Origin of the sequence: Methanosarcina hadiensis, from assembly GCF_046529725.1 — an archaeon.
In the GTDB taxonomy this organism is placed as follows: Archaea; Halobacteriota; Methanosarcinia; order Methanosarcinales; family Methanosarcinaceae; genus Methanosarcina; species Methanosarcina hadiensis.
The window spans coordinates 1,317,289-1,341,335 of the sequence record NZ_CP136241.1 but is presented as its reverse complement, the minus strand read 5'-3'; the positions used below and the strand labels follow the sequence as shown (position 1 = coordinate 1,341,335).

The window sequence follows — 24,047 nt, the reverse complement described above, 5'->3', positions numbered from 1 at the left end:
ACCCCTTAAAAGTATATCTTATATAACACTTATTATTAGAAAGAGGTTGGCGCCATGTGCGGAGCGTATGGACTTTCGGTACGAAGCATACAGAATTTTATTGATAGATACGATATTGTAAATTTTTTAGATAATTTCAAACCAAGATGGAACATCAGACCGGGACAGTCAAATCCTGTTATCGTGAATCAGGGAAATAATGAAGTTGAGTTAATGGTCTGGGGATTACTACCCTATTTTGCAGCTGATGAACAATATAAATACAAAACAATAAACGCTAAAGCTGAAACGGTTGATACTTTACCTGCATTCCGCCACTCGTTTGTTAAGAAACGCTGCCTTATTCCTGCTACAGGATTTTACGAACCGGATAAGGTTAATTTTGCAAAACAACCCTATCCCTGGCATTACTTCAGGATGAAAGACGACTCAATTTTTTCCTTTGCCGGGCTGTATGACATCTGGAAAGACAAAGGCAGCGGAAAAGAAATACACAGCTACTCAATCATCACCACAACGCCGAATGAAGTCGTTGGCAAATACCACGATCGTATGCCTGTTATTCTGGACAGAGAGGCAGAAGAAATATGGTTGAGCCCCGATATTGATGAAGCGGGTCAGCTTCGCCCACTATTGAAGCCTTTCCCTGGTGATAGACTGGAAGAATGGCAGGTCGGAGCCGCAGCCAGAAATCCGATAAACGATTATCCCGAAGTCATTGAGCCGGTTAAAGGCAGCAGGCAAGGGACTCTGTTTTAATATAATGAGACCACAAAATTTATTGTCTTAGATTCTATAATAAGTAAATAAGTTCTAACTTTATTGACTAACTAATTGAGAGGTGAGCATATGGCCTGTAAACCTAAAGATGGCAGCGGGAAACCAAAACCAAAGAAATAATTCTATAATACAGAGTAGGGGCTATAAAGCCCTAAACTTCTGCTTTTTTCTTGTTAAATGAAATTTGATGCCTGTACCAGATATTTCGAGGAACTGTTACAACTAATGTACATATTGACAACTAATATACGTATTGTAAGATATTCTACTACCATACTACCTTCATAAGGGAAGTAAAATTGCGTAAAGTCTTTTACTACTTATACAAAAGCTATTCCAAGATAGTTTAATATGATAATTAAAAATGCTCCGAAAACGCCTCCAATTGCGCAAATCAGGACGGTTAATAATGTTATTTCGATTTGAAGTCCAAACAAAAATTTTGCTGCAGCCAGGACTATAATTCCAAATACAGCATTCATAGCAAGCTGAGTACCATTCTTAAGAATTACATATAATACAACAGCTATTATAATTGCCAGAAATAGCGTTGAGATTTCTATAATTGCAAATGCCATAATTTCCAGTTAGAGATTCAATTCATTTATAACTATCATTGATTTTCGTATTCTAAGGCTTCTACTTGTTTTTTATATGTACCAGAAGAAAATCAAACTGCGGGCGGCCATCCCAACCTAAAGGTCAGGATATTCGTGACCCTCTGAGCTTTCGTTGTAATAAATAGGTCTTCATCGTAAATTAATGAAAAACAAAGCTTTACTTCCTCCTTGCACATATTACTGCACCCAGTATTGCTACAAGTGTCCAGAAAGGAATTATAAAAGGAGTACTGTTTAATTTCTGAGCGGAGCTGGATTTTTCTTCCTGCCCATCTGCTTTTTCTGTATTTTCTACCGCTTCTGTATCATCTGTCTTATTTTGATCTTCTTCCTGCTACTTACCCTGAGCTTTCAGCTCATTAATTATTACTTCTCTATCTGAAACAGGATGTTTCCCCGGAAAGCCTATAGCTACACGGAAAAGTTGCTGATCAGGATTCTCATCCTTCAACATCACGATCATCGACTCGTTCTGAATAAACTCGGCTTCGTCTTCAGTCCAGAAATTCGTACCAATTTCAGTTCTTACTTTTATAACCTCTATGGGCAGAGGATTGTAAATCCATTCTTCAACCGTAATTGTATAAATCGTATAGTCATAATGTATATCGATCCCGCTTACCGTGCCAATCATAATGCGATCAGACTTGTTTACCTGGAACGGTATTTCGGAAGCTTCACTTATCAGCTCGGCTTTTGTAAGGTTTGGAGCTAGAAGTAGCAGGATCAAAGTAAAGAGAATATAAAGCGAGCATAGTTGTCTCATGAGTGATCTTGTCCTTTATTTTCACATAGAAAATATTTATGTTTAATACACTCCTGCAACTTTTAAACATTTCTTTTGAGTCTTAGCATCATATAGTCTACTTATTTTAGATCGTTTGCCTGAGATAATTTAATCAATTGATTTGTTACTTTACAAGCCCATAAGCTGTTGGAGCATACCTGTAGTATTTTATAGTAAGATATGGGCAGGAGATTTCTTAAATAAGGGTTGATAATTCATAAAAGTCAAAAGGAAGAAGGCGGAAAAACGCTACGAATATGAAAAACGCTACGAATATAATAAACTCCATATTTCCAGCATCTACAAATTAAAAGTATCCTGATTGAGGGAATCCAAAAATTAATTTAGAAATATTTTATAATCACGCAGAAATTCAAGCTTGATGAAATTGTAAAAATGGCAGAAGACTCAATTAAAGAATTTGAAAATAAGGAAAAATAGGCACAAGATGGAAAGCAGTTCGCCACACGCCAAAAAGAAAAGCAATCAAGAGGATGAAAGAAGAATCTTCCTATCAGATCTACGTTAGCAGCCTGCGTAAGCAACTTGCCAGAATAAGTCAAAAAGAAATAGTCAAAATAAAAATTTGATTGAAAACTGAGATTCATCCAGACCGCCCAGGATAATATCTTTCGATAATTCCTGATAGCCTGAAGATACTCAGTATTCATATTTTTTATTCGAAATTCCAATGTTCATTTTCTATTCAAATCTTCAACTTTTCATCCAGCCCGGGCACAATTTTATCAAAATACCTGGTTACCACGCAGGATTCCATGCATTTTCCGCACCCTGTACAGGCTTCATTTACATGCGGTTTTCCTTCTTTTATTGAAACTGCCCCGACAGGGCATGCTTTCACGCAGATCCCGCAGCCTGTACAGCGGGAAAGCCTTACAAACTGTTTTGCGGTCTCCTTAAAAAGCTCGACAGCTTTTTCTTTTGTTTCCGAGCTTACAAGCAGGTTTCCATTCGAGAAAAATTTCACAGTCCCGGTTCCGGTTTTTACCAGCAGCATTCCCAGTTCTTCCGCATAAACAGTCTCCCCTAGCACATTAATGAAATCTGCGGCTTCTTTTTCCCTTATGCCTTTAACTCCTGCTTCGACTGAGAAACCTCCGGCCTTACAGGGAGAAATTCCTGAAACGACCTCGATTCCAAAATCTTCAGTTTTTTCTTTTGCAAGGACAGAGATTTTGAGCTCGTCTGCCAGCCTGAGCATCTTCGGGGGCAGTTCTTTCCAGCGCCAGAACCCATGATCTACGAATTCTTCCGGAAGCCCGCGTGTTTTTGCCCACTCAAGTAGAAAAGCGTTCCATCTGGCATGCATTTCAGGGTGCAGCTCTTTTACCCTGGCGTACTCGGCGGCAAGGGCAGAGGGGCAGAGCCAGCACCCAACCCTTTCAAATCCCAGGTCATAGAGCGGGTTATATGAAAGCCCTCTCCAGTGTATATAAAGCCAGACTTCAAGAGCGCGCCAGTCCCTGATAGGGAAAATATTGAGCTGCGCAGGGACGAAGGGATTAGTTTCACTGGCTGCAATCCTTGCCCTTGAAAACGACTCGTGCTTCCGTTTGCCGTCTATTGTCAGGTAAGCAACTTCATTTGCAGCCTCTTTTTCCGGAATGAAACGATTTCCATTTCCGTTTCCATCCCCTGTCTTTGTTCCTTTTCCAATATCCAGATCTCCTGCCGAAGCAAGCTTGCAGACTTTGCAGCACCAGCGGAAGTCCTTTGCAGGTGGCCCGAATTTTCCTACCTGCTCCCAGAAAGCAGAGCCGGAACTCATCTCTTCGAGCGGGACTTTCATTTCCCTGCAAAAAGTCCGGGCAAACTCGACAGTTTCTGGAAATTCAATTCCCGTATTCAGGAAAAACGCCTTAAACTCCCTCTGCTTGAGGGCAGCCTTTGTCAGATCCAGCACAACAAGGCTGTCTTTTCCTCCGCTAAAAGAAACATAAACAGGCAGATTTTTGTATTCATTTCTGGAAACGATTCCGCGGATAGTGTTAATGGCATTTTTGCCCAGGGTCTGCAGGTGCTTTTTATTAGCATCTATACATTTCTTTAAATCCGGAGTCTCGGGATGCAGGGAAGCATCGCTGCTGTCAACTTTTCTAACCCTGAGGATTTTTGTTTCATTTCCGGATTGGGCGGATTCCGATGTCTCCTCGTGATTAGCAAAACCAGTACCGTCAATATAAGAAACTCCGTATCCTCTGAGGCTGCCTGAAGTAACAAGGACAAAATCCCCTGCTTTTATGTCATCCGCAAAAAAATCTATAAGCTCTGCAGGCACGTTTTTCCCATTGAGGTGCCTGTTTGTTTTCTTAAGCTCTACTCTTTTGCCTTCAGCATGTTTGAGCAGAATTTTTGCTCCCTGAAGGGAAGGCTCAAAAAGGTAGTCCATCCTGGAAAGTTCGAAACTGAGTACCCCGAAAATGAAGCCGTCTATGATAACTTCATCAGTTTTGTCTTCTCCAGGGATTTTATTCAGGAGGACAAGCCTTTCTCCCAGGGGATCATAGCCAAATGATGAAATCAACTGCCCTGCAAGAACCTCGCGCTCATAAGGAGAGCAAAACCTTACATCGGCAGGCTGGGAAAGATGGAGAATCTCGCCTTTACCGCCGCAGATCCCGCATTCTTCCCCTATAAGAGGAAGATTGCATTTTTTGCACCAGAAGATAAAATTGTCTTCGTATTCGAAGCGTGGAGAGGACTTTTTCTTTGAAAAATCCACCATTTCCTGCCGCTTTCCAGGGCCAGGGTTCTTTTTAGCAGGAGCTTTTTCTTTAAATCTCCGCGGCCTATTTTCTGCAACTTCCCCAATGGTTTGCGGACTCTTTCTGTCCTGACTGCCTCTATCCGGGCTGTTTCTCCTTTGTTTTTGTGAACTGGGGGATTGGTGGTGTTTTTCTTTTTTTTGATTCATGGAAGTCCTGACCGGTAGTTAGAAGAAATGATTAAGTATTTTATCGTTCAGTTTCTGCAAGGATGCATTTATCGATATATCAATATTGTGAAAGACAGGAACATTCTATAAGGAAGAACTGATAATATTTCCAAAAAAGGATTAAAGCATTTTATTGTTGAATAGCCTTTCTTAAAATATCACTTAAATCTTATATTTATATTGTTATATTGAACTGTGAGTATATTAAACTTCCTTTAAACTTCCTCGGAAGCGTCAGGATTTTCTGAAAGGAAAGAATCAGAGCTTCCAAAAAAACAAGGATTCATTGAACCTGTTCGTAAAAAAACTTAATTTTTTCAAATGTGATATCGCATGAAATATGATGTTGTCGTGGTAGGAGCCGGTCCTGTTGGCTCTACCGCTGCCCGCTATGCTGCAAAGAACGGAGCAAAAGTCCTTCTGCTGGAAGAGCACGCCTCAATAGGATCACCTGTAGGATGTACGGGGCTTCTGAGCACAAGAGCTGTTGAAGAATGTGATCTGAAACCTTCCGACAAATTTGTTTTCAATTCCGTTCGCGGCGCTTTTGTGCACGCCCCTGACGGGCAGTGCCTGCCTGTCGATGGAAAGAAAACGAAGGCATATGTTGTTTCCCGAAAAAATTTTGACCGTACCCTTGCAGTGATGGCTGTGGAGGAAAGTGTTGAACTTTCCCTGAAAACAAGGGCTATAGGGTTTAGAAAAGATAGCTCCGAAACCGGAAACTTGACCGAAAGGAGCGGGAAAGAAAAGAGTTCCCATGTAAAACTTAAAATTATCAGGAGCGGCAAACCCGAAACAATATCCACATCCGTAGTTATCGGAGCAGACGGGGTTAAAAGTCGAATAGCCAGTTATGCCGGCCTTGGGAAACCTTCACGGGTTCTTCCTGGAATTCAGATAGAAGCTCCCTACGCCTCGGAAGACAGCAGTTTTGTTGAGCTTTTTCCCGGCTCTCCGGCTCCGGGTTTTTTTGCCTGGACAGTGCCCCTTAACGAAAAGCTCTCAAGAATAGGGCTTGCGATTGAGCCAGGAATCGCCTGCAAAAGCGGGTATGGCGAGAATTCCCCGCTTTTCTACCTTGAAAAATTCCTGCGCTCAAACCCTCATGTTAAATCAAGATACTCAGGGGGAATGCTTGATTTCGTTGTTGGCGGAATTCCTGTTGGTCCCCAGGAAAAGACCTCTACGGACGGAATCCTTCTTGTTGGCGATGCTGCAGGTCAGGCCAAGCCAACGTCAGGAGGAGGAATCTACACAGGGGCTTTTGCAGCAAAAATCGCAGGAAAAGTTGCAGCCGAAGCTGCCCTTGAAGGAGATACCTCTGCTGGCAGACTCTCAGAATACGACAGGCTCTGGCGAAAGGGACTGGCAAAAGAACTCGATATAGGTATGAAAATTCACGATTATATGGGGAGACTGGAAGACAACCAGTTGAATGAACTCATAGGCTCTTTAAATACCCCCTCCATCCTGAACATGATCACAGAGTACGGGGATATGGACCATCCCTCTGTCCTTATGAGAAAGATGATGTTTTCAGGAAACACTTTGAGGCTCATGAAGGCTTTCGGGACATTTTTAAAGACACTTTTTTAAAACAGGGTTGAGATATAAGAATTAGATATAACAAGAATTGAGATATAACAAGAATTGAGATATAATAAGAATTGAGATATAATTTTCAGAAATTGTAACTATGAGATCTTTCAAAGAGATTAATGAAAATAAACTGTATATCTAACCCATGAAATCTAATTCGCTATACCCGGCCATTCTTGTCTCGCTCGATTCAGGAGAGCGGCTTTCCCGCAATAAAATCGAAATGAAAGAAAAAAGTTAAAACTAAAGTCAAGAGATGGGAAATTGAGCCTTACTGGTAAGACTCTTCCAGTTCATTAAGACGGTTTCTTTCAAAGTTCAGGACTTTCCTGACAACTATTTTTTTGGATCCGAGCGTAAGCTCCTCGTTTTCAGGATAATTTTCTTTTACATACTCATAAAGTTCCGGAACACTCATTTCATCAAGTTTCCTTTTTAGCTGATTAAAATCTTCCATAAAAATACCTCGCTTAAAAATGCGAAATTATGATCATACTTTCACGCATCAGTCAGAAATTCCGGATGCGTTTCAAAGATAATTTCCAGATATCTGCCTTATAGCAGTTCTGGTTCTTAATTATAATTAAGAGAACAATATTAAATATTCTATTAATACTCCTGATTGCTGGTCTTTATATATTCATATTGAGTCAAAAACTGTAAAGTACCATATCATTGCTGCTGATTTAATTTTTTTCAGGTTTATATCCAAAATATTAATATGTCAATAATCTTATCATACATGAGACTACCGAATAGGATTTCCGTGAAAACGGGTTTAGGAGACATAATACTCTGGACAGGAAGCTCAAAACCTGGAAAATAATTTGATAGGAATAAGAGCAAACACTTAGAGGCTGGGTGGTAATATAAGCATTGCCGGAATGAAATGTGAAGCAGAAAAAGACTGGATGGAAGAATTTCTTTTAAAAAGCCCCAGCCCGGTCCTGAGGATAGAAAGGGAAGGGACAATTACCTATTCTAATGAATCAGGAAATCTCTTACTTGAAATATGGGAAAGCAGGATAGGAGAAAAAGCTCCCGAAGATGTCCAGAAAGCCTTGAGAAAGGCAGCTTTGAGAAAAAAGCCAGAATATATGGAGCTTGAGGCAGGCGAAAAAACCTATCTAGCCACTTTGATGCCTTTTGGTGACAGTAAATACGTCGTCCTCCAGGCATCGGATATAACGCTATCCAGACAGGCCGAAAGGAAATTGTCTTTAATAGATAAGTGTCATGAAGCCCTTTCCCTGATTTCCGAACTTGCTCTCACAACCCGGGATCTCCGATCCTTTCTGGATGAATCTTTTGCTTTAATTACTGCTACGCTTAATATAAAATACTGCAAAATTCTGAGGCTGCTCCCGGATGGGAACTTTTTGTTTGAGGCAGGCACCGGATGGAAGCCTGAGGATATTGGCAGAGTCATTAAACGAGAAAAAGCTTCTGCTGCCGGGTACACTGTCCTTTCAAAAACTCCTATCCAGATAGAAGCGTTAAATAAAAAAGGTTCTATTGAAAGAATGGGGCTTGAGGGGTATCAGGAAATTACTAGAGGAATGAGCGTTCTTATAGGAAGCCTCGAAAAACCATATGGAGTGCTTGCGGTTCATAGTACGGGGAAAGAGAAATTTACAAAAGAAGATGCCTATTTTTTGAAAGATGCTGCATCCCTGATTTCGTTGGCATTTGAACGAAACGAGATAGAGAGTACTCTTATGGATAAAGTCCTCTTTCTTGGGACTCTGCTGGACACGATTCCCGCTCCCGTATTTTATAAAGATAAAGAAGGAGTCTACTGCGGATGCAATGAACTTTTTGCAAAATTGATTATTGGAAGACCAAAGGAAAATATAATTGGACGCTCTGTTGATGAACTCCCGGAAGCTATTCCGCCTGAATTGGGGAATGTCTTCAAAAGAACGGACCGGCAACTGCTCCAGAGAGGAGGAAGCCTTGTTTACGAATCCAGAGTAAAGTGTTCTGATGGGATAGTCAGGCAGTTCCTCATTAATAAAATCGTATTCAGAAACCTCAATGAGGACATTGAAGGACTTGTAGGAGTAATGCTTGATATTACAGGGCGCAAACTTACCGAAGAAAAGCTGTTAAAGAGTGAAGAGAGGTATCGGCTGGCTACGGAACAAACAGGGCAACTGATATACGAATTTGACCTGAGAAACGGTTATGCCGAATGGGCAGGAGCAGTAACTGACATTACCGGCTACAGCTACAAAGAGATGCAGAATTTTGATTTTTACGACTGGCTTGAGCATATCCACCCCGATGAACGCAGGAGAGTACAGCAGGAATTTAAGAAATGCTGGAACACGGGAGAAAGGTTTAACGAGGAATTCAGGTTCCAGAGAAAAGACGGAAGCTATTTTTTCGTGGAGAATAAAGGCGTCTATTTGAGAGACGAAAAAGGGCACGTATGCAAAGCGCTCGGGGTAATGAAAGATATTACTGAGATTAAGCTTTCCTCGGAAAAACTTAGAGAAAGCGAAGAACTTTACCGGTCATTTTTGCAAAACTTTAAAGGAATATCGTTTAAGCTGGACAGGAATTTTATTCCCATTTTTATTGAAGGAGCTGTCGAGGAAATTACCGGCTACACGGCAGAAGACTTTGTTTCAGGAAGAATAATTTTGGCTGACCTTATTGTTCCGGAAGACCTCCTGTTACTTGATTCAGACAAGAAAAAGATGAATTCTTCCCCGAATTCCATTATGGAACACGAGTACAGGCTCAGGCGAAAAGACGGAACTGTGAAGTGGGTTCATGAGTTAATCCATAATATCTTCAATGATTCGGGAGAAACCGAATTTATTCAGGGATATGCCTATGACATTACTCAGAAGAAAAAAGTTGAGGAAACCCTTGCTAAAGCCGAAGCAATCGGCCTGAGAGAAATTCACCATCGGATAAAAAACAACCTTCAGATTGTTTCATCCCTGTTAAGCCTTCAGGCTGATAAATTCAAAGATAAGGCTGTTGTTGAAGCATTCCGTGAAAGCGAAAACCGTGTTGTCTCTATGTCCATTATCCATGAAGAGCTTCATAAATCCGAGGATACTACAAGCATAGATTTTGCTGCCTATCTTAGAAAGCTGACTTCCGAGCTCCTTTATTCTTACAGGATAGGAAATGAGAAAGTCCACCTTTTCCTGGATGTAGACCCCATATTCCTGGGAATAGACACGGCAATCCCTCTTGGAATTATAATCAACGAACTCTTCTCAAACTCCCTGAAATATGCATTTCCTATAGGTACGGATGGAGAGATCAGAATCTCTCTTTGCAGACAGCCGGAAACCTCTGGATTTGAAAATGAATCTTACATGGGCAATGGCTCAGCAGAATCAGGCAGGCATTCCAGATTTACACTTGTTTATTCGGATAATGGCGGATGCTTTCCTGTAAACATCGATTTCAATAACCCCGCTACTCTTGGTCTGCAGCTTATAAATGCTCTTGTTGAACAGCTAGATGGGACAGTCGAACTTGAGAAAGGAGAAAAAACAACGTTTACTATCAGGTTCGAGGATAAGGGTGTTCCGGCGAAAAGCTGAGGCGGGTTCGATTTTCTTCTCTGTGTTTATTTTCTCACTTTTTTTTCCGTCCTTATTTTCCGTCCTTATTTTCCGTCCTTATTTTCCCGCTCTTTTTTCCCGTCCTTCTTAAGAGAGCATTCATCTCAAAAAATTTATGAAACAAAAACAAGAATTTAAATAGCAAACCTGTAAAATAAAGAGGCTAATTTTTCCTTTCTCTCTTTCAGGGTGCAAATAAGATTGAACTCTGCGGAAAAGATTTCTTTCCAAATTTCTTTTTTAATCTCAATTTTCTTTCTGCTTTTTATAAGGCGCCGCCGAAAAGCTGGCGGAGGTCTCCTGTACTGTGAGTTTAAAAGCGTTTTTTGAAGTAAATGAAAAACTTATCCGAACGACATTATTTGCTTTACAGAACCTTTCTTGTCCCGTTCGACGCAGGAGAACGGCCTGTCCCAAAAAGTAAAAAAAGAACAAAAAAACGCTAAAATAATTTCAAAGTTTAAAACCGTTGTCAAAAACCTATTAAAAGGAAGAAAGACAAAAAAAATACTATTAAAGACACTTTTAAAGACGTTTCTAAAGACACTTTTGAAGACACCTTTGAAGACGCTTTTTTCTTGTTCGTTTCATTTTTTACTATTTTCAAGCCTTTTTTTCTTCATTCTAAGCCTTTTTTTCATTCTAGCCTTTTTCTTCATTCTATTAGTGTACGCGTCTTCTTTTTTCATTTTATAAAGGGTCGCCAGACAAGCTGGCGGAGGCTTTCTATACCATCCGAATTTAAAACCATCCGAGTTTAAAAGCCCTTTAAAGAGAGAATATTTTCTGACCTTTAAAACCTGTTCAACACAAAATTATTTCCATCAACCTGGCACAGGAGATAAGTCTATCCCAAAAAGATAAAAGAAAAGATAAAAAGAAAGATAAAAGGAAGATAAAAGAAATATAAAAGGGAGATAAAAGAAAGACATAAAGAAAGACAAAAAGAAGAAAAAAATAATAGTCTTAAATCCATCTATTGCTGCTTTTCTGTCAGGAATTACGGGTTTTTTCCGCCATAAGACCTGACATGCTTCCAGGCTTTGTGGTGATCGGCAAAACGATCTTCATCTACATATATCGCATCATTATCTCTTTTATATACTTCCCTATCCTTTCCTATTGGGCAGACCTTAATGCATATACCGCAGGGTGAAATGTAACGCTTGTTTAATTCGGCACTATAAGAAGAACAGGCTTTCTTATCTGTCAGTCCTTCAGGGTAATCATCTTTTTTAAGAGCATTCGAGGGGCACATTTTTACGCAGCGCATACAGCGGGTGCAGAGCTGAGTTTCTAATATTGGGTCCGAAGGAAGCTCGGCTGTAGACAGAATTGAACCGAAGCGGACTCTGGGACCGTATTCCGGAGTAAGTATCGTATTATTTACTCCAAAATTTCCCAGCCCGGAAAGAAAAGCAGCATGCCTGTGGGAAAAGAATGCAATGGGATTTTCAAGGAGTACCTCAATGCCCCCATACCCATCTCTGGGTACGAATACGGACGGGTATCCTTTGGAGGTCAGGAAGTTTGCAAGCCGGTATGTGTACTGGTCCAGCAGGGAGTTTACGGTTTTGTACAGCTCGCGGTAATATATCGAGGGAGACGTTTCCAGTACAGGGAGAGGGATCGGCAGTCCGATAACTATCACTGATTTTGCTTCAGGATATATGGATTGAGGATAGAATTCTTCAGGCACCCATGGCAAAAATGGAGGATTTTTCCATTTCTCAACACTGGCAACCCCAACCATGGGTATATCCATACTTTCGCATTTCTGCAGGAGGGCTCTTTTCAGTTCTTCAGTCGTAGATTATCCCTTCTTTATGATTCCTTCTCCGTACAAGGATAGTTTCTCCATAATTTGAATATTTTCATCATTAACATATTCAGGATGGAGAGACAGCGCGAAATAGTCAGTTGTTTTCAGCGGTATGGGCCAGAATAGTTTTGATTGCATGAACTTCAATAAAGACGATGAAGAGCCAAGTTACAATATTTCTAGCCACCTGCTACATTATTCGCTTTACTGAACATTTCTTGTCACGCTCGACAAAGGAAAGCGGCCTTTTTCAAAAAATAAGACCGGAAAAAAGCTTGATAAAATTTATTTATAATTTATAGTGTATCTAATGGAAAAACAATTTAATCGTAATCCTGATCTAACCAGCATTTTGAGGATATTATGACAGATGATATCATTATTGTCAGTACACCGTACTTGCCAGGGTATAAAATCACAAAGACTATCGGATTTACATGGGGCCTGATCGTGCGAAGCCGTGGGCTTGGCGGGAATATAGCTGCGGGTCTCAGGTCAATTGTTGGCGGGGAGATTCATGAGTACACAAAACTCTTAAATGAGTCCCGTGAGCAGGCACTTGACAGATTAAAAGAACATGCAAAGGCCCTTGGGGCAAATGCCGTTATAGGTGTGGAGTTCGATTCTTCAGAGATCGGCCAGATAATGACCGAATTGCTTGCATATGGTACAGCAGTTGTTGTCGAAAAAGATGAAAGCCCTGCAAGCCCGGTTCGGCTTGGTTGAGGGATGGGTGAATTGTATCAGCTCTGAAGACAGGGCAAAAAGTTTCCAGCGATGAAAAAAGGGTTTTTTATGCCAATCTTTAATTCGCTAATCATTTTTTTGCTCGAGTGAGCAATCATTCAAGCTATTTTATAAAACTGCTTCTGTTTTATTATTTTCATAAAGTTTATTTTCGCGCTCGCGCAGGAGAGCGGCGTGTCTTCTACTTAACAGAAGATCACAATTTAAGATTCAGATAAACTTTTTTATTGTATCTCGGTACTAAAATATAATAAATTGGATAATTATTTATACCATAACCATGATGTACGTATCGTTGTATAACCCAAATACTGGCAGTTTTTGATTGCAGTTTTACAGGACTCTACCTCAGAATCCTCTTTTTTTGAAATATTTTTCCGGGCTTCAGAGGGAACCTTAACTGCCAGAAACAATGCCAGAAACTGCTCCGGTTCAAAATAATGAACACTCTCAAAGTGAAATTACTATTGAAAGTGAACTTATACAGGGAATGCTGGCTGCCAGAGAATGAAAGTATTCAAAAGATTCTGTTAAAAACAGCAGATAAAGGAATTATGAATTCGATAATGGAAAGCCCATTTCTTTACATTTGCCAGACAAGCCATTGTTTAATACTTTCACCCCGCTATATAACTTTATTAATAAAAAGTCTGCGTGTTGCTATATGTGTTGAATTTCGGGGCAATTGATACATTAGATAGATCAGAATAAAATAAAGTTCCTGCTACCGGGAACAACTGCACGTAATAAAGACAAATTACAGATTAAATTTACATTGATTAAATTTACATTGATTAAAATTTACATTGATTAAAATTTACATTGAACAGTTTTCTTAAACACATGTCTGGTTCAGGATATCTTCTTAATTCTGAATCTTAAACCCCACTCAAAAACTTAACCCTGCATTTTTATACTCCAGATTATCTCCAATTACGAAGAAAAAACCCGAGAGAAGGAAAATGAAGAATATCATAATCAAAGGGGCACGGGAACACAACCTGAAAGACATCACCGTGGAACTTCCACGGGACAGGTTAATTGTAATTACCGGTGTCTCGGGTTCGGGGAAATCAACCCTTGCCTTTGACACCATCTATGCCGAAGGGCAGAGGCGCTATGTTGAGTCGCTCTCTGCTTATGCGCGTCAGTTCCTGGGGCTTATGAACAAGCCGGACGTGGACAGCATTGAAGGGCTGTCTCCGGCAATCTCCATAGAACAGAAAACCACATCTAAAAACCCCCGGAGTACTGTGGGGACTGTCACTGAGATCTATGACTACCTCAGGCTACTTTTTGCAAGGGTAGGGACTCCTTATTGCCCTGTCCATAATATAAAAATCGAGTCCCAGTCTCCGGAAAGGATTGCGGACAGCCTGAGCAAGGAATGTGAGGGAATGGTCACAATCCTCGCGCCCATAGTCCGCCAGAAGAAAGGGACTTACCAGCAGCTTTTCAGGGACCTCAACAGCGAAGGGTTTACCAGGGCGAGGGTAAACGGGGAGATCCACAGGACAGACGATGAAATCTCCCTTGACCGCTACAAAAAGCATGATATCGAAGCTGTAATTGACCGTCTGGACCCTTCTGAAGACCGGTCAAGGCTTGTCGAAGCATGCGAAAATGCCCTCCAGAAAGGCGAAGGACTCCTGATTGCTGTGGATTCGGAAGGGAAAGATCACCTTTTCTCTTCTAACATGGCATGCCCTGTCTGTGGTATGGCTTTTGAGGAGCTTCAGCCAAGGATGTTTTCTTTCAACAGCCCATTTGGGGCATGTGAAGCTTGCAACGGGCTCGGGTTTAAGATGGAGCTTGATCCTGATCTCATAATTCCGGACAAAAGCCTGTGCATTGCTGACGGAGCAGTTGCCATTTACAGGAATTATCTTGACAGCTACCGGAGCCAGCACCTTGCTGCTGTTGCAAAGCATTTCGGTTTTGATGTCTTTACTCCTATTGAAGCCCTCTCAGAAAGGCAGTACAACGCTCTTATGTACGGCTCGGATGAACGCATCCATTATAGTATGAGCATGAAAAACGGTGACGCTCAGTGGTCCCACAAAGGAACGTGGGAAGGGCTTCTTCCTCAATCCGAAAGGCTTTACAGCCAGACAAAGTCCGAGTACAGGAGAAAAGAACTTGAGAAATTCATGCAGGTCCACCCCTGTCCTAAATGTGAGGGCAAGCGTCTGAAAGAAAAAGTCCTTGCAGTCAAAATCGCAGGCAAGTCAATAGTAGATGTTACGGACCTTTCCATTGTCCAGTCCATCCAGTTTTTTGAAGATCTGAAACTTCCACAAAAAGAGCAGGAGATCGCAAAGCAGGTACTTAAGGAAATTCGTTCCCGCCTGGGCTTCCTTGAACATGTGGGACTCAGTTATCTCACCCTTTCGCGCAGTGCAGGCTCACTCTCAGGTGGAGAAGCCCAGAGGATAAGACTGGCAACCCAGTTAGGCTCAAACCTTATGGGCGTGCTCTATGTTCTTGACGAGCCTTCTATAGGGCTGCACCAGAGAGACAACGAGAGGCTTATTCAGACTCTGCAAACCCTCAGGGATCTCGGGAATACTCTCATTGTAGTCGAACACGATGAGGACACCATCCGGGCCGCGGATTACGTGCTCGATATCGGTCCGGGAGCAGGGATACACGGAGGGTATGTGGTAGCCGAAGGGACGCCCGCAGAGATTGAGAAAAATCCGGAATCTCTGACAGGCAAGTACCTTTCCGGAGAAAAGCAGATAAAACCTCCTGCCCTCCGCAGACAGAGCGACTCCTTTATCCGGCTGAAGGGATGCAGGGAGAACAACCTGAAAGATGTGGATGTAAACATACCCATAGGGCTTCTGACAGTCGTTACCGGAGTTTCGGGTTCGGGAAAGTCCACACTTATCTACGATACCCTTTACAAAGCCCTCACGAGAAAAATCAATAAATCAAGTGTAACGCCTGGTGAATATGACGAACTTATCTTTGATTCCGAAATTGATAAGGTAATCGTCATCGACCAGAGCCCTATAGGCAGGACTCCTCGCTCAAATCCTGCAACCTATACCAAGGTCTTTGATGCGGTCAGGCAGGCTTTTGCCGAAACCAAGGAAGCCAAAATCCGCGGATATAAAAACGGGCGCTTCTCTTTCAACGTAAAAGGAGGGCGCTGTGAAGCCTGCCAGGGGGAAGGACTGATTAAGATCGAGATGAATTTCCTGCCTGATGTTTACATTGAATGTGAAGAGTGCAAGGGTACGCGCTACAACAGGGAAACCCTTGAAGTGAAATACAGGGGCAAGTCCATTGCCGAAGTCCTTGACATGACTGTGGAAGAGGCTGCAGAGCATTTTGAAAATATCCCTGCAATTAAAAATAAACTTAATACTCTCACACGTGTAGGGCTGGGATATATCAAACTCGGACAGAGTTCCACAACCCTTTCAGGAGGGGAAGCCCAGAGAATAAAACTTACACGGGAACTCTCTAAAAAAGGTACAGGAAAGACGATATATCTCCTTGACGAGCCCACGACAGGCCTGCACTTCCATGATGTTAAAAAACTGATCTCAGTCCTTAACGGGCTTGTTACGAAAGGAAACACTGTTGTTATTATCGAACATAACCTTGATGTTATCAAGTCAGCAGACCATATAATTGACCTCGGTCCAGAAGGAGGACATGCAGGCGGGGAGATTATTGCAGCAGGTACGCCTGAAGAAATTGCCATGGTCCCGGGAAGCTATACCGGGCATTTCCTTGCTCCAAGGCTTCTGACGAATACATATCCGGATGCAGGGCCAGAGCCTGTAGAAGCAGTTTTTGAAGGCGAAGAAGAGTTTGAAACGGATTTTGGAGATCTGGAAGAAGACCCGGATGTGTGTCTCGAAGAAGAGCCAGAGGAATTCGAAAACGGAACTGACAGAGTGTTTGAAGGGCAGGCACTTCAAAAGATTCTCGTGAAAAACAAAACCCAATGAAACCTGAAACCGGATTTGAATGGGATGTGGTCCAAAAATGATTGATCTGGAAAACCTTCCACACCTCCCCGGCTGTTATCTTTTCAAGGATGAAGAGGGCGTTGTACTCTATGTTGGGAAGGCAAAAGACCTTAAAAAAAGGGTAAGCAGTTATTTCCAGAAAAGGGACCATGACCCCAAAACAGCGAGCCTTGTGCAGGCTGCGCGGGGTCTTGACTTTATTGTTACGAATACTGAGGTAGAAGCTTTCCTCCTTGAGAATACCCTGATAAAAAAACACTGGCCCAGATATAATATCCTGCTCAAGGACTCAAAGCGGTATGCATGCATCCATCTTACAGGGGAAAAATTTCCCAGGATCAGGATTGCGCGGAAGAATACCGGAGAAGGAGAGTTTTTCGGACCTTTCGTTTCTGCTAAGGAAAGAGACTACATCTTCGAGGTCGTAAGAAAAACCTTCCAGCTCAGAACCTGCAAGAAAATGCCTTCCCGTGCCTGCCTCCGCTATCATATTGGAGCGTGCAGCGGACCCTGTATTGGCAGCATTTCGACAGAGGGATACAGAGAGAAGGTAAAGAAGGCCACTTCTGTCCTGAAAGGCAATATCAGGGAACTCATAGAGTCCATGGAAACAGACATGAAAGAAATGGCTGCAAAACAGATGTTTGAGCAGGCCATGGAACTCAGGGATGAAATCGCAGCCCTCGAATACCTTCAGGAAAAACAGAATATGGAGAGGCAGAAAAAGCATGATGAGGACATACTGAACTATATTGTCAGGGACAATACTGTTTATCTTATGCTTTTCAAGGTTTACAAAGGCACCCTGGAAGACAAGCAGGACTTCGTTTTTGCCTTCGGGGAGGATTTTCTGGAAGAATTTCTCGTCCAGTATTATTCCGAAAATGACCCTCCTGAAGAACTGATCGTTCCCGAACCGCTTGATGATTCTCTTGTAGAGTTTCTTGCGCATGTGAAAGGAAAGAAAGTCAGAGTGACGGTTCCAAAGCAGGGGGAGAAAAAAGAGCTTCTCGACCTTGTCCTGAAGAATGTCGAAATCGGGTTTTTCGGGGACAGGAAAAAGCTTGAAGCCCTGCAGAGCAAACTCTCCCTTCCAAAATTACCGAATGTCATCGAATGCTTTGATATCTCGCATCTCTCAGGCACGGCTACGGTCGGTTCAATGGTGCAGTTCAGGGGAGGCAGGCCTGATAAACATAACTACCGCCGCTTCAAAATAGAAGGTGTGGAAGGAATTGATGACTTCGCTTCCATTGCCGAGGTTGTGCGAAGGCGTTATTCCCGCCTGCTTGAGGACAGGCATGAACTGCCTGATTTGATAATTATTGACGGTGGAAAAGGTCAGCTTTCTTCAGCTTTCCAGGAACTCCGGAAGCTCAGGGTCAGGGTCCCTATCATCTCCATAGCCAAGCGCGAAGAAGAAATTTATGTTCCGGGGCTTAAGTCCCCTCTTCCCATTAAAAGAGACGAAAAAGCCTCTCTCTTTGTTCAGGAAATAAGAGATGAAGCTCACAGGTTTGCAATCACCTATAACCGCCTGCTAAGACAGAAATCATTGATACAGAAATAAGTCATTTGATACAGAAATGAATCATTGATGCAGTAATAATACCGTAGACGAAATACAGTGATCGAAATACAGTGATCGAAATACAGTGATCGAAATACAGTGATCGAAATACAGTGATCGAAATACAGTGATCGGTTCCACATAACAGGTTCCACACAATCGGTTTCACATAATAGGTCCCACATAATAGATTAATCAATCCTACATACTTAAGAAGGTCATAATTCCATGAAAATTTCCAGCCAGACACCCGAGGCGTTATCCGATAAAAAATTCGAAACAATACACGATGCAAGGTACTGGGACAGCCCTCAGTTTAAACTGGTTTCCGATTTTGAGCCTAAAGGTTCCCAGCCGCAGGCAATAGAAGAACTTGTGGAAGGGCTCAGGAGAAAAGAGCAATTCCAGACTTTGCTTGGGGTTACCGGATCAGGAAAAACCTATACTGTTGCAAATGTAATAAATCAGATTAAAAAGCCGACTCTTGTTATTGCTCACAACAAGACTCTGGCTGCCCAGTTATATAACGAGTTCAGGGAGTTTTTCCCTGAAAACCGCGTTGAGTATTTTGTCTCATATTATGACTATTACCAGCCTGAATCTTATCTTCCTGCCAAGGACCAGTATATTGAAAAAGATGCCCAGATAAACCCGAAAATTGAGCAGATGCGTCTTGCAGCCACAGCTTCTTTGATGTCCAGGCAGGACGTAATTGTGGTGGCGTCGGTATCCTGCATCTATGGTCTGGGCAACCCTGAGAATTTCCAGAAAATGGGGTTTGAACTTAAGGTTGGAGACAGGGTTCAGAGGAAGGAAATCCTTGAGAAACTTATCGATATTCAGTTTGAAAGAAACGACCTTGAACTCATGCCTGGGCGCTTTAGAGTAAAAGGTGATACTATTGACATTATTCCCGGTTACTTTGATGATATCATCCGGATAGAGCTTTTTGGGGACGAGGTGGACAGGATTTCCGAAGTTGACAAACAGTCCGGACAGCGGAAAGAAGATATGGATTATTTCTTCGTATATCCTGCCAGGCACTATGTTATACCTGAAGAGGAACAGAAAAGCGCAATCCAGTCTATCCTTGAAGAGCTTGAAGGACGCCTGCCCGAACTCGGGCTGCTTGAGTCTCACAGGTTAAAGCAGCGCACACTGTATGATATGGAAATGATCCAGGAGACAGGAAGCTGCAAGGGAATAGAGAACTATTCAAGACATTTTGACCATAGAAAACCGGGAGAACAGCCCTTCTGCCTGCTTGACTATTTCCCTGATGACTTCCTTCTGGTTATTGACGAAAGCCACCAGACTATTCCGCAGCTGCACGGAATGTATAATGGGGACAGGTCACGAAAGAAGAGCCTTGTAGATTATGGTTTCAGGCTCCCAAGTGCTTTTGATAACAGGCCGCTGAAGTTTGAGGAATTCGAGAAGTACATGAAAAACGTGATCTTCGTCTCGGCAACCCCTGCAGATTATGAGCGTGAACAATCTTCCCGGATTGTGGAGCAGATTATCCGCCCTACAGGGCTTGTTGACCCTGAAGTAGAAGTTCGTCCGCTTGAAGGCCAGGTCAGGGACGTTATGCAGGAGATCCGGAAAATAGTGGAGAGGGGAGACCGTGCCCTTGTTACCACCCTTACCAAAAAGCTTGCAGAAGAGTTGACCGAATTCCTGGCAAGAAACGAGATTAAGGCACGCTATCTGCACTCGGATATCAAGACAATTGAAAGGACGGAAATTATCCGCGAACTGCGCCTTGGCAAATTTGATGTGCTTGTTGGCATTAACCTGCTCAGGGAAGGGCTCGATATTCCCGAGGTAGGTTTTATAGGAATCCTTGATGCAGATAAAGAAGGCTTCCTGAGGAATTCAAAGAGCCTCATCCAGATCATAGGCCGCGCAGCACGAAACTCCAATTCAAGGGTTGTCCTCTATGCAGACAACATGACAGATTCTATCAAAGCAGCGGTACAGGAGACTGAACGCCGCCGTGCGATGCAGATCGCCTATAATGAAAAACACGGCATTGTCCCTACAACTATCCGGAAACCAATTCGAGAGAAAGTCGTGGATATCACGGATACAAAACATATCCCGAAGACCGATATTCCAAATGTGATTATCGAACTGGATGCTGAGATGAGGGAAGCCGCCGACAGGCTGGACTTCGAGCGTGCAATCCAGGTCAGGGAAATTATAAAGAAGCTGGAGAAAGAGATAAAAGCAGTGTGAAGCGGGATTGTTTGAGAGATGGCTTAACTCTTGATGAAATCAGCTATCTCGTTCTTCAGGAAAACGAATTTTCTTCTATCGTGTAAGCCATATAACGCAAGCTCAGGGATCCCGCTTAAAACCTCTTTTCCTCCCAGAAACGTTTTTTAAATTATCCTTTTTTATTATAAAATTCAAAACTTAATATTTTCCATAAATTAATTTAATTCTCGCCGCCGCCTGCTTTCTACAATTGACCGTTTTTATAATTATACATTATCAAATATATTTAACTAAACAGGTTTATCTATGCTTAAATATATTTGATAATCATTCAACTAATTTCTTAAAAGGGGTTTGTGTAAATGAAAACGGTGAATATTATTGGACTGCTAGTTTTTTTGTTATTCTCCATAGGCTCTGCAAATGCCTGTTCTATTATCCTTGAAAAATCTGCTTCGCCTTCAAGTTATGACCACGTGGGACAGGTTATCACATATACGTACAAAGTAACCTGTAAAGATGGTTGTGTTTATGGACCCATTCTTTTGAAAGACGATAAAACCAGTCCTGAACCCGTAACATTTAACGGTTACCTAAAAAAAGGTAACAGCGTTGTGGGTACGGCTACATATACTGTTACTCAAGCCGACCTTGATAGAGGTTATGTGACCAATAAAGCCAATGCAACAGCCAAGAGTAGCAGGAATGGTTCTTACAATGTTAAATCAAATGATGCATTTATTACAGTCAAAGCCGTACCTAAACCGTCCCTCAGCCTTGAAAAGTCGGCCGATCCGGCAACATATACTGCTACCGGGCAGATAATCACATACGCCTACAAAGTAACCAATTCAGGCAATGTAGCAATCTCGGGACCTATAAAGGTCGTTGACGATAAACTCGGTACCGTGTTTATTTCAGGGTCATCTCTTTCACCCGGTCAGAATGTTACCGGGACAGCTACTCATACAATATCACAAACCGATCTCGATGCGGGTTACATAACCAATATAGCATATGCAACAGGTACATACTGTAAATGTGTAAAATCGAATACTGACACCGAGACAGTAACGTTGATAAAGGTTCCACCGGCAACTCAGGTTCCGGAATTTCCTTCAATAGCTCTACCTATTGCATCAATTCTCGGATTAGTTTTCATTGTTAACAGCAGAAAAAAAGAGTGAGCGATTAATTTTCGAGGCATGAACTTCTTTTATATAAATCTTTCTTTTATTTCCTGATTTTTGTGAGCTTATTACTTGGCTTTCACCCCTCATCGTCAGAATCGTTAGAATATCCCTCTTCGTATTCTTTTTCATCTCTTTCCGAATATCCCATTTCTTCTATCCTTCTTGCATTCTGTCTTTCTTTTTCTGCTTTCATGAACTCCTTTTCTATTGGGGCTCTTCTTTCTGTTTCTTGTGATTTTTTGCACTATATTTTGCGTAGAAAAACACGGCTATAAGCACTATAATCAAAGTAAAGAAAATAAGTATTATGATAAGTATGTAGCCATGAACACCATGTGAATATTCACTATTAAAAGAAAGCTACAGCCCCCCCATATTTTTTTAAGATAATGTCTATATAATTTTAAGAATTCAATTCTCAATATTTTATGCTATTTAATCTGATACTAGTTGTCTATTGCTATTGATTATCTATTCTTTTTGTTCATATACTGTATGAAGTATATTAAACTAAATAAGTTTATCTCTTTATAGATTGATAAAATAACATTCATTTTATTCTCAAAAGGAGGTTTTGACTGGTGAGGTTTAAGTTTATAATTGGAATATTGATATGTCTTATTTCTTTGACAGGTACAGCTTTAGCTTATGATTATTATGCTGTGCTTGATACACCTAGTGACGATGCACCTGGAGCTCAATACATACAATATGTTACTGCAAGTGTTTCAGGTGATGTGGCAACTTTTACAACGAAGGGAATAGGTTCTTATCCTACTGGTTGGTTTGATGTAGTAGGACTTCCTGAAGGCGTATCAGTAGTTTCAGTGCAAGATAAAGATGGCAATATTCTGATTCGCGGCGACGATTATACAGTAAGTACAAGTGCTAATATTGATGGTTTTCAATACCCAGGCACTCATACTAAAATAATATTTTCTGTAGCTGATTTTACTAGTAGCACTTCGAGTCCAGAAGAGAAGGCTAGACTTTCTCAAGTCAAAGTTAAATTTTCTGGGGAATTTACATATCCTGAAGCGCTAGCTTTTGGTGCTCATGTTGCTTGGGGAGATAAAATTGCCCTTTCAGATGGGAAGCTTGCTGACAGTGCTAAATACTTGGGTTATGGTAGTATAACAGAAGTTCCTGAGTTTCCCACAATAGCCGCACCTGTTGCAGCAATACTGGGTTTAATGTTCATTTTCGGCCGCAAAAAACAGGAGTAAAAGATTAACTTTTAGAAAGTGAATTCCCTCATAATTGAAACTTTCTTTTTTCATATTTTTTTGGGGAATTCCTCTTATTTCTATCTTCATTCATCGCTGATTCTAAGAGTAAAAATCAGATCGAAAGTCAAGTATCGGGAAGATCATTTTCCTGAAAGGTATCCTCATTAATGCTTATTTTAATATCCACCATACTTTTGATTAATTTCCCTTGCAGTATTGTAAGCATCATAGAGGTTATAAACCCAGAAAAGCGGATAGAGAACGTAGCCGATTAAAACTACTGTAAGGAAGCCAAAAATCGCGGCGAGAATAATAAAGATAATTCCTTTCATGATCTGCCCATTATATATCTGCCCGAGGCCTGGAATAAAGAAAGACAGTACAACAGCAACACCCGGATTCTTTCTTGGTTGAGGCATATTTCACACTCTTATGCAGGCTTCTGATTTTTGGTTGTATCTTTATTTGAAGATACCTTTACTTATTTGATACTAAATATATTTGTTTAACAATAAAAAGGTGAACATAATAATTAAACATAGTAAGCTACAAAGAAGCGGTAAGCAACCTTAATTTCGTCTATTTCCCCGGGCTCGAGCTCAAAATCAGGCTGGTCGGTTTTATAAACCTTTTCTCCGAAGTCTTTGAATGTAACCTCACATTTTATATTTTCAGGCAGCTGAGCCTCAAAATCAGCACATTTTTTGCATATTTTGCGGGTAAGATTTTCTATTTCTTCGGGACTGAAAGATTTTTTGTGTTCCGGCCTGTAGTTTACTTCAACCGTCAGTTCTTCTTTACTGAGAAGGTCTGCCCAGAAACCGGAGAGTTCCGCTCCTTCTATTTTGTAGTCCTGAAGTTCAAAGCTTCTCGTTATAGTGTTCTTGATCTTGCCCTCGTTCATATGCTTAGTTTAGAGAGTGGACCTATATAAAC

The 24,047-nt window shown here is 41.5% G+C and carries 16 protein-coding genes; 9 read left to right on the top strand and 7 right to left on the bottom strand.

The window, feature by feature from the left end; genetic code table 11:
• Positions 1-54 precede the first annotated feature (54 nt).
• A complete protein-coding gene (locus tag RSJ42_RS05770; protein ID WP_410509721.1) occupies positions 55-759 on the top strand; it encodes an SOS response-associated peptidase in 705 nt (234 codons plus the stop codon).
• A 341-nt stretch (positions 760-1,100) separates the two neighbouring features.
• Here the strand turns inward: RSJ42_RS05770 and RSJ42_RS05765 are convergent, their stop codons facing one another.
• From RSJ42_RS05765 to RSJ42_RS05755, 3 genes are all read right to left on the bottom strand, one after another.
• Positions 1,101-1,358, bottom strand: a complete 258-nt coding sequence (locus tag RSJ42_RS05765; protein ID WP_410509720.1) for a pro-sigmaK processing inhibitor BofA family protein — start codon at positions 1,356-1,358, stop codon at positions 1,101-1,103.
• A 376-nt stretch (positions 1,359-1,734) separates the two neighbouring features.
• Positions 1,735-2,166: a hypothetical protein gene (locus tag RSJ42_RS05760; RefSeq protein ID WP_410509719.1), complete on the bottom strand. Its 432-nt coding sequence runs from the start codon at positions 2,164-2,166 to the stop codon at positions 1,735-1,737.
• Positions 2,167-2,893: 727 nt separating this feature from the next.
• On the bottom strand, positions 2,894-5,122 hold the full coding sequence (locus RSJ42_RS05755; RefSeq protein ID WP_410509718.1) for a phosphoadenosine phosphosulfate reductase family protein: 2,229 nt from the start codon (positions 5,120-5,122) through the stop codon (positions 2,894-2,896).
• Between the two features lie 354 nt (positions 5,123-5,476).
• Here RSJ42_RS05755 and RSJ42_RS05750 point away from each other — a divergent pair, with 354 nt between their 5' ends.
• Positions 5,477-6,742 carry an NAD(P)/FAD-dependent oxidoreductase gene (locus tag RSJ42_RS05750; protein WP_410509717.1) on the top strand — a complete coding sequence of 422 codons (1,266 nt, stop codon included), beginning with the start codon at positions 5,477-5,479 and terminating at the stop codon, positions 6,740-6,742.
• A 274-nt stretch (positions 6,743-7,016) separates the two neighbouring features.
• Here RSJ42_RS05750 and RSJ42_RS05745 read toward each other — a convergent pair whose 3' ends face one another.
• Entirely contained in the window at positions 7,017-7,202 is a 186-nt protein-coding gene (locus tag RSJ42_RS05745; RefSeq protein ID WP_410509716.1) for a hypothetical protein, read from the bottom strand.
• Between the two features lie 427 nt (positions 7,203-7,629).
• On the opposite strand from RSJ42_RS05745, the gene RSJ42_RS05740 reads away from it, so the two are divergent.
• Positions 7,630-10,317, top strand: coding sequence for a PAS domain S-box protein (locus RSJ42_RS05740; protein ID WP_410509715.1), 2,688 nt, complete (start codon positions 7,630-7,632; stop codon positions 10,315-10,317).
• A 1,021-nt stretch (positions 10,318-11,338) separates the two neighbouring features.
• On the opposite strand, the gene RSJ42_RS05735 is transcribed toward RSJ42_RS05740, so the two are convergent.
• Positions 11,339-12,103 (bottom strand): 4Fe-4S binding protein, encoded by a 765-nt coding sequence (locus RSJ42_RS05735; RefSeq protein ID WP_410509714.1) that lies wholly within the window; start codon positions 12,101-12,103, stop codon positions 11,339-11,341.
• Positions 12,104-12,523: 420 nt separating this feature from the next.
• On the opposite strand from RSJ42_RS05735, the gene RSJ42_RS05730 reads away from it, so the two are divergent.
• From RSJ42_RS05730 to RSJ42_RS05705, 6 genes are all read left to right on the top strand, one after another.
• Complete coding sequence (locus RSJ42_RS05730) at positions 12,524-12,886, top strand: heavy metal-binding domain-containing protein (RefSeq protein WP_410509713.1); 363 nt, start codon at positions 12,524-12,526, stop codon at positions 12,884-12,886.
• 983 nt (positions 12,887-13,869) lie between these two features.
• Positions 13,870-16,875, top strand: coding sequence for an excinuclease ABC subunit UvrA (uvrA, locus tag RSJ42_RS05725; RefSeq protein ID WP_410509712.1), 3,006 nt, complete (start codon positions 13,870-13,872; stop codon positions 16,873-16,875).
• 37 nt (positions 16,876-16,912) lie between these two features.
• Entirely contained in the window at positions 16,913-18,466 is a 1,554-nt protein-coding gene (uvrC, locus tag RSJ42_RS05720; protein WP_410509711.1) for an excinuclease ABC subunit UvrC, read from the top strand.
• Positions 18,467-18,694: 228 nt separating this feature from the next.
• A complete protein-coding gene (gene uvrB / locus RSJ42_RS05715) occupies positions 18,695-20,707 on the top strand; it encodes an excinuclease ABC subunit UvrB (RefSeq protein WP_410509710.1) in 2,013 nt (670 codons plus the stop codon).
• 344 nt (positions 20,708-21,051) lie between these two features.
• On the top strand, positions 21,052-21,876 hold the full coding sequence (locus RSJ42_RS05710) for a PEF-CTERM sorting domain-containing protein (RefSeq protein WP_410509709.1): 825 nt from the start codon (positions 21,052-21,054) through the stop codon (positions 21,874-21,876).
• A 587-nt stretch (positions 21,877-22,463) separates the two neighbouring features.
• Complete coding sequence (locus RSJ42_RS05705) at positions 22,464-23,108, top strand: PEF-CTERM sorting domain-containing protein (RefSeq protein WP_410509708.1); 645 nt, start codon at positions 22,464-22,466, stop codon at positions 23,106-23,108.
• 179 nt (positions 23,109-23,287) lie between these two features.
• Here RSJ42_RS05705 and RSJ42_RS05700 read toward each other — a convergent pair whose 3' ends face one another.
• Both RSJ42_RS05700 and RSJ42_RS05695 read right to left on the bottom strand, forming a co-directional pair.
• Positions 23,288-23,530 carry a DUF5683 domain-containing protein gene (locus tag RSJ42_RS05700; RefSeq protein WP_410509707.1) on the bottom strand — a complete coding sequence of 81 codons (243 nt, stop codon included), beginning with the start codon at positions 23,528-23,530 and terminating at the stop codon, positions 23,288-23,290.
• A 113-nt stretch (positions 23,531-23,643) separates the two neighbouring features.
• Positions 23,644-24,015, bottom strand: a complete 372-nt coding sequence (locus RSJ42_RS05695) for a hypothetical protein (protein WP_410509706.1) — start codon at positions 24,013-24,015, stop codon at positions 23,644-23,646.
• Positions 24,016-24,047: the final 32 nt, after the last annotated feature.

Coding starts and splice junctions, on each gene's coding strand:
- RSJ42_RS05770 (WP_410509721.1), top strand. CDS start 55: ATGTGCGGAGCGTATGGACTTTCGGTACGAAGCATACAGAATTTTATT.
- RSJ42_RS05765 (WP_410509720.1), bottom strand. CDS start 1,358: ATGGCATTTGCAATTATAGAAATCTCAACGCTATTTCTGGCAATTATA.
- RSJ42_RS05760 (WP_410509719.1), bottom strand. CDS start 2,166: ATGAGACAACTATGCTCGCTTTATATTCTCTTTACTTTGATCCTGCTA.
- RSJ42_RS05755 (WP_410509718.1), bottom strand. CDS start 5,122: ATGAATCAAAAAAAAGAAAAACACCACCAATCCCCCAGTTCACAAAAA.
- RSJ42_RS05750 (WP_410509717.1), top strand. CDS start 5,477: ATGAAATATGATGTTGTCGTGGTAGGAGCCGGTCCTGTTGGCTCTACC.
- RSJ42_RS05745 (WP_410509716.1), bottom strand. CDS start 7,202: ATGGAAGATTTTAATCAGCTAAAAAGGAAACTTGATGAAATGAGTGTT.
- RSJ42_RS05740 (WP_410509715.1), top strand. CDS start 7,630: ATGAAATGTGAAGCAGAAAAAGACTGGATGGAAGAATTTCTTTTAAAA.
- RSJ42_RS05735 (WP_410509714.1), bottom strand. CDS start 12,103: ATGGATATACCCATGGTTGGGGTTGCCAGTGTTGAGAAATGGAAAAAT.
- RSJ42_RS05730 (WP_410509713.1), top strand. CDS start 12,524: ATGACAGATGATATCATTATTGTCAGTACACCGTACTTGCCAGGGTAT.
- uvrA (WP_410509712.1), top strand. CDS start 13,870: ATGAAGAATATCATAATCAAAGGGGCACGGGAACACAACCTGAAAGAC.
- uvrC (WP_410509711.1), top strand. CDS start 16,913: ATGATTGATCTGGAAAACCTTCCACACCTCCCCGGCTGTTATCTTTTC.
- uvrB (WP_410509710.1), top strand. CDS start 18,695: ATGAAAATTTCCAGCCAGACACCCGAGGCGTTATCCGATAAAAAATTC.
- RSJ42_RS05710 (WP_410509709.1), top strand. CDS start 21,052: ATGAAAACGGTGAATATTATTGGACTGCTAGTTTTTTTGTTATTCTCC.
- RSJ42_RS05700 (WP_410509707.1), bottom strand. CDS start 23,530: ATGCCTCAACCAAGAAAGAATCCGGGTGTTGCTGTTGTACTGTCTTTC.
- RSJ42_RS05695 (WP_410509706.1), bottom strand. CDS start 24,015: ATGAACGAGGGCAAGATCAAGAACACTATAACGAGAAGCTTTGAACTT.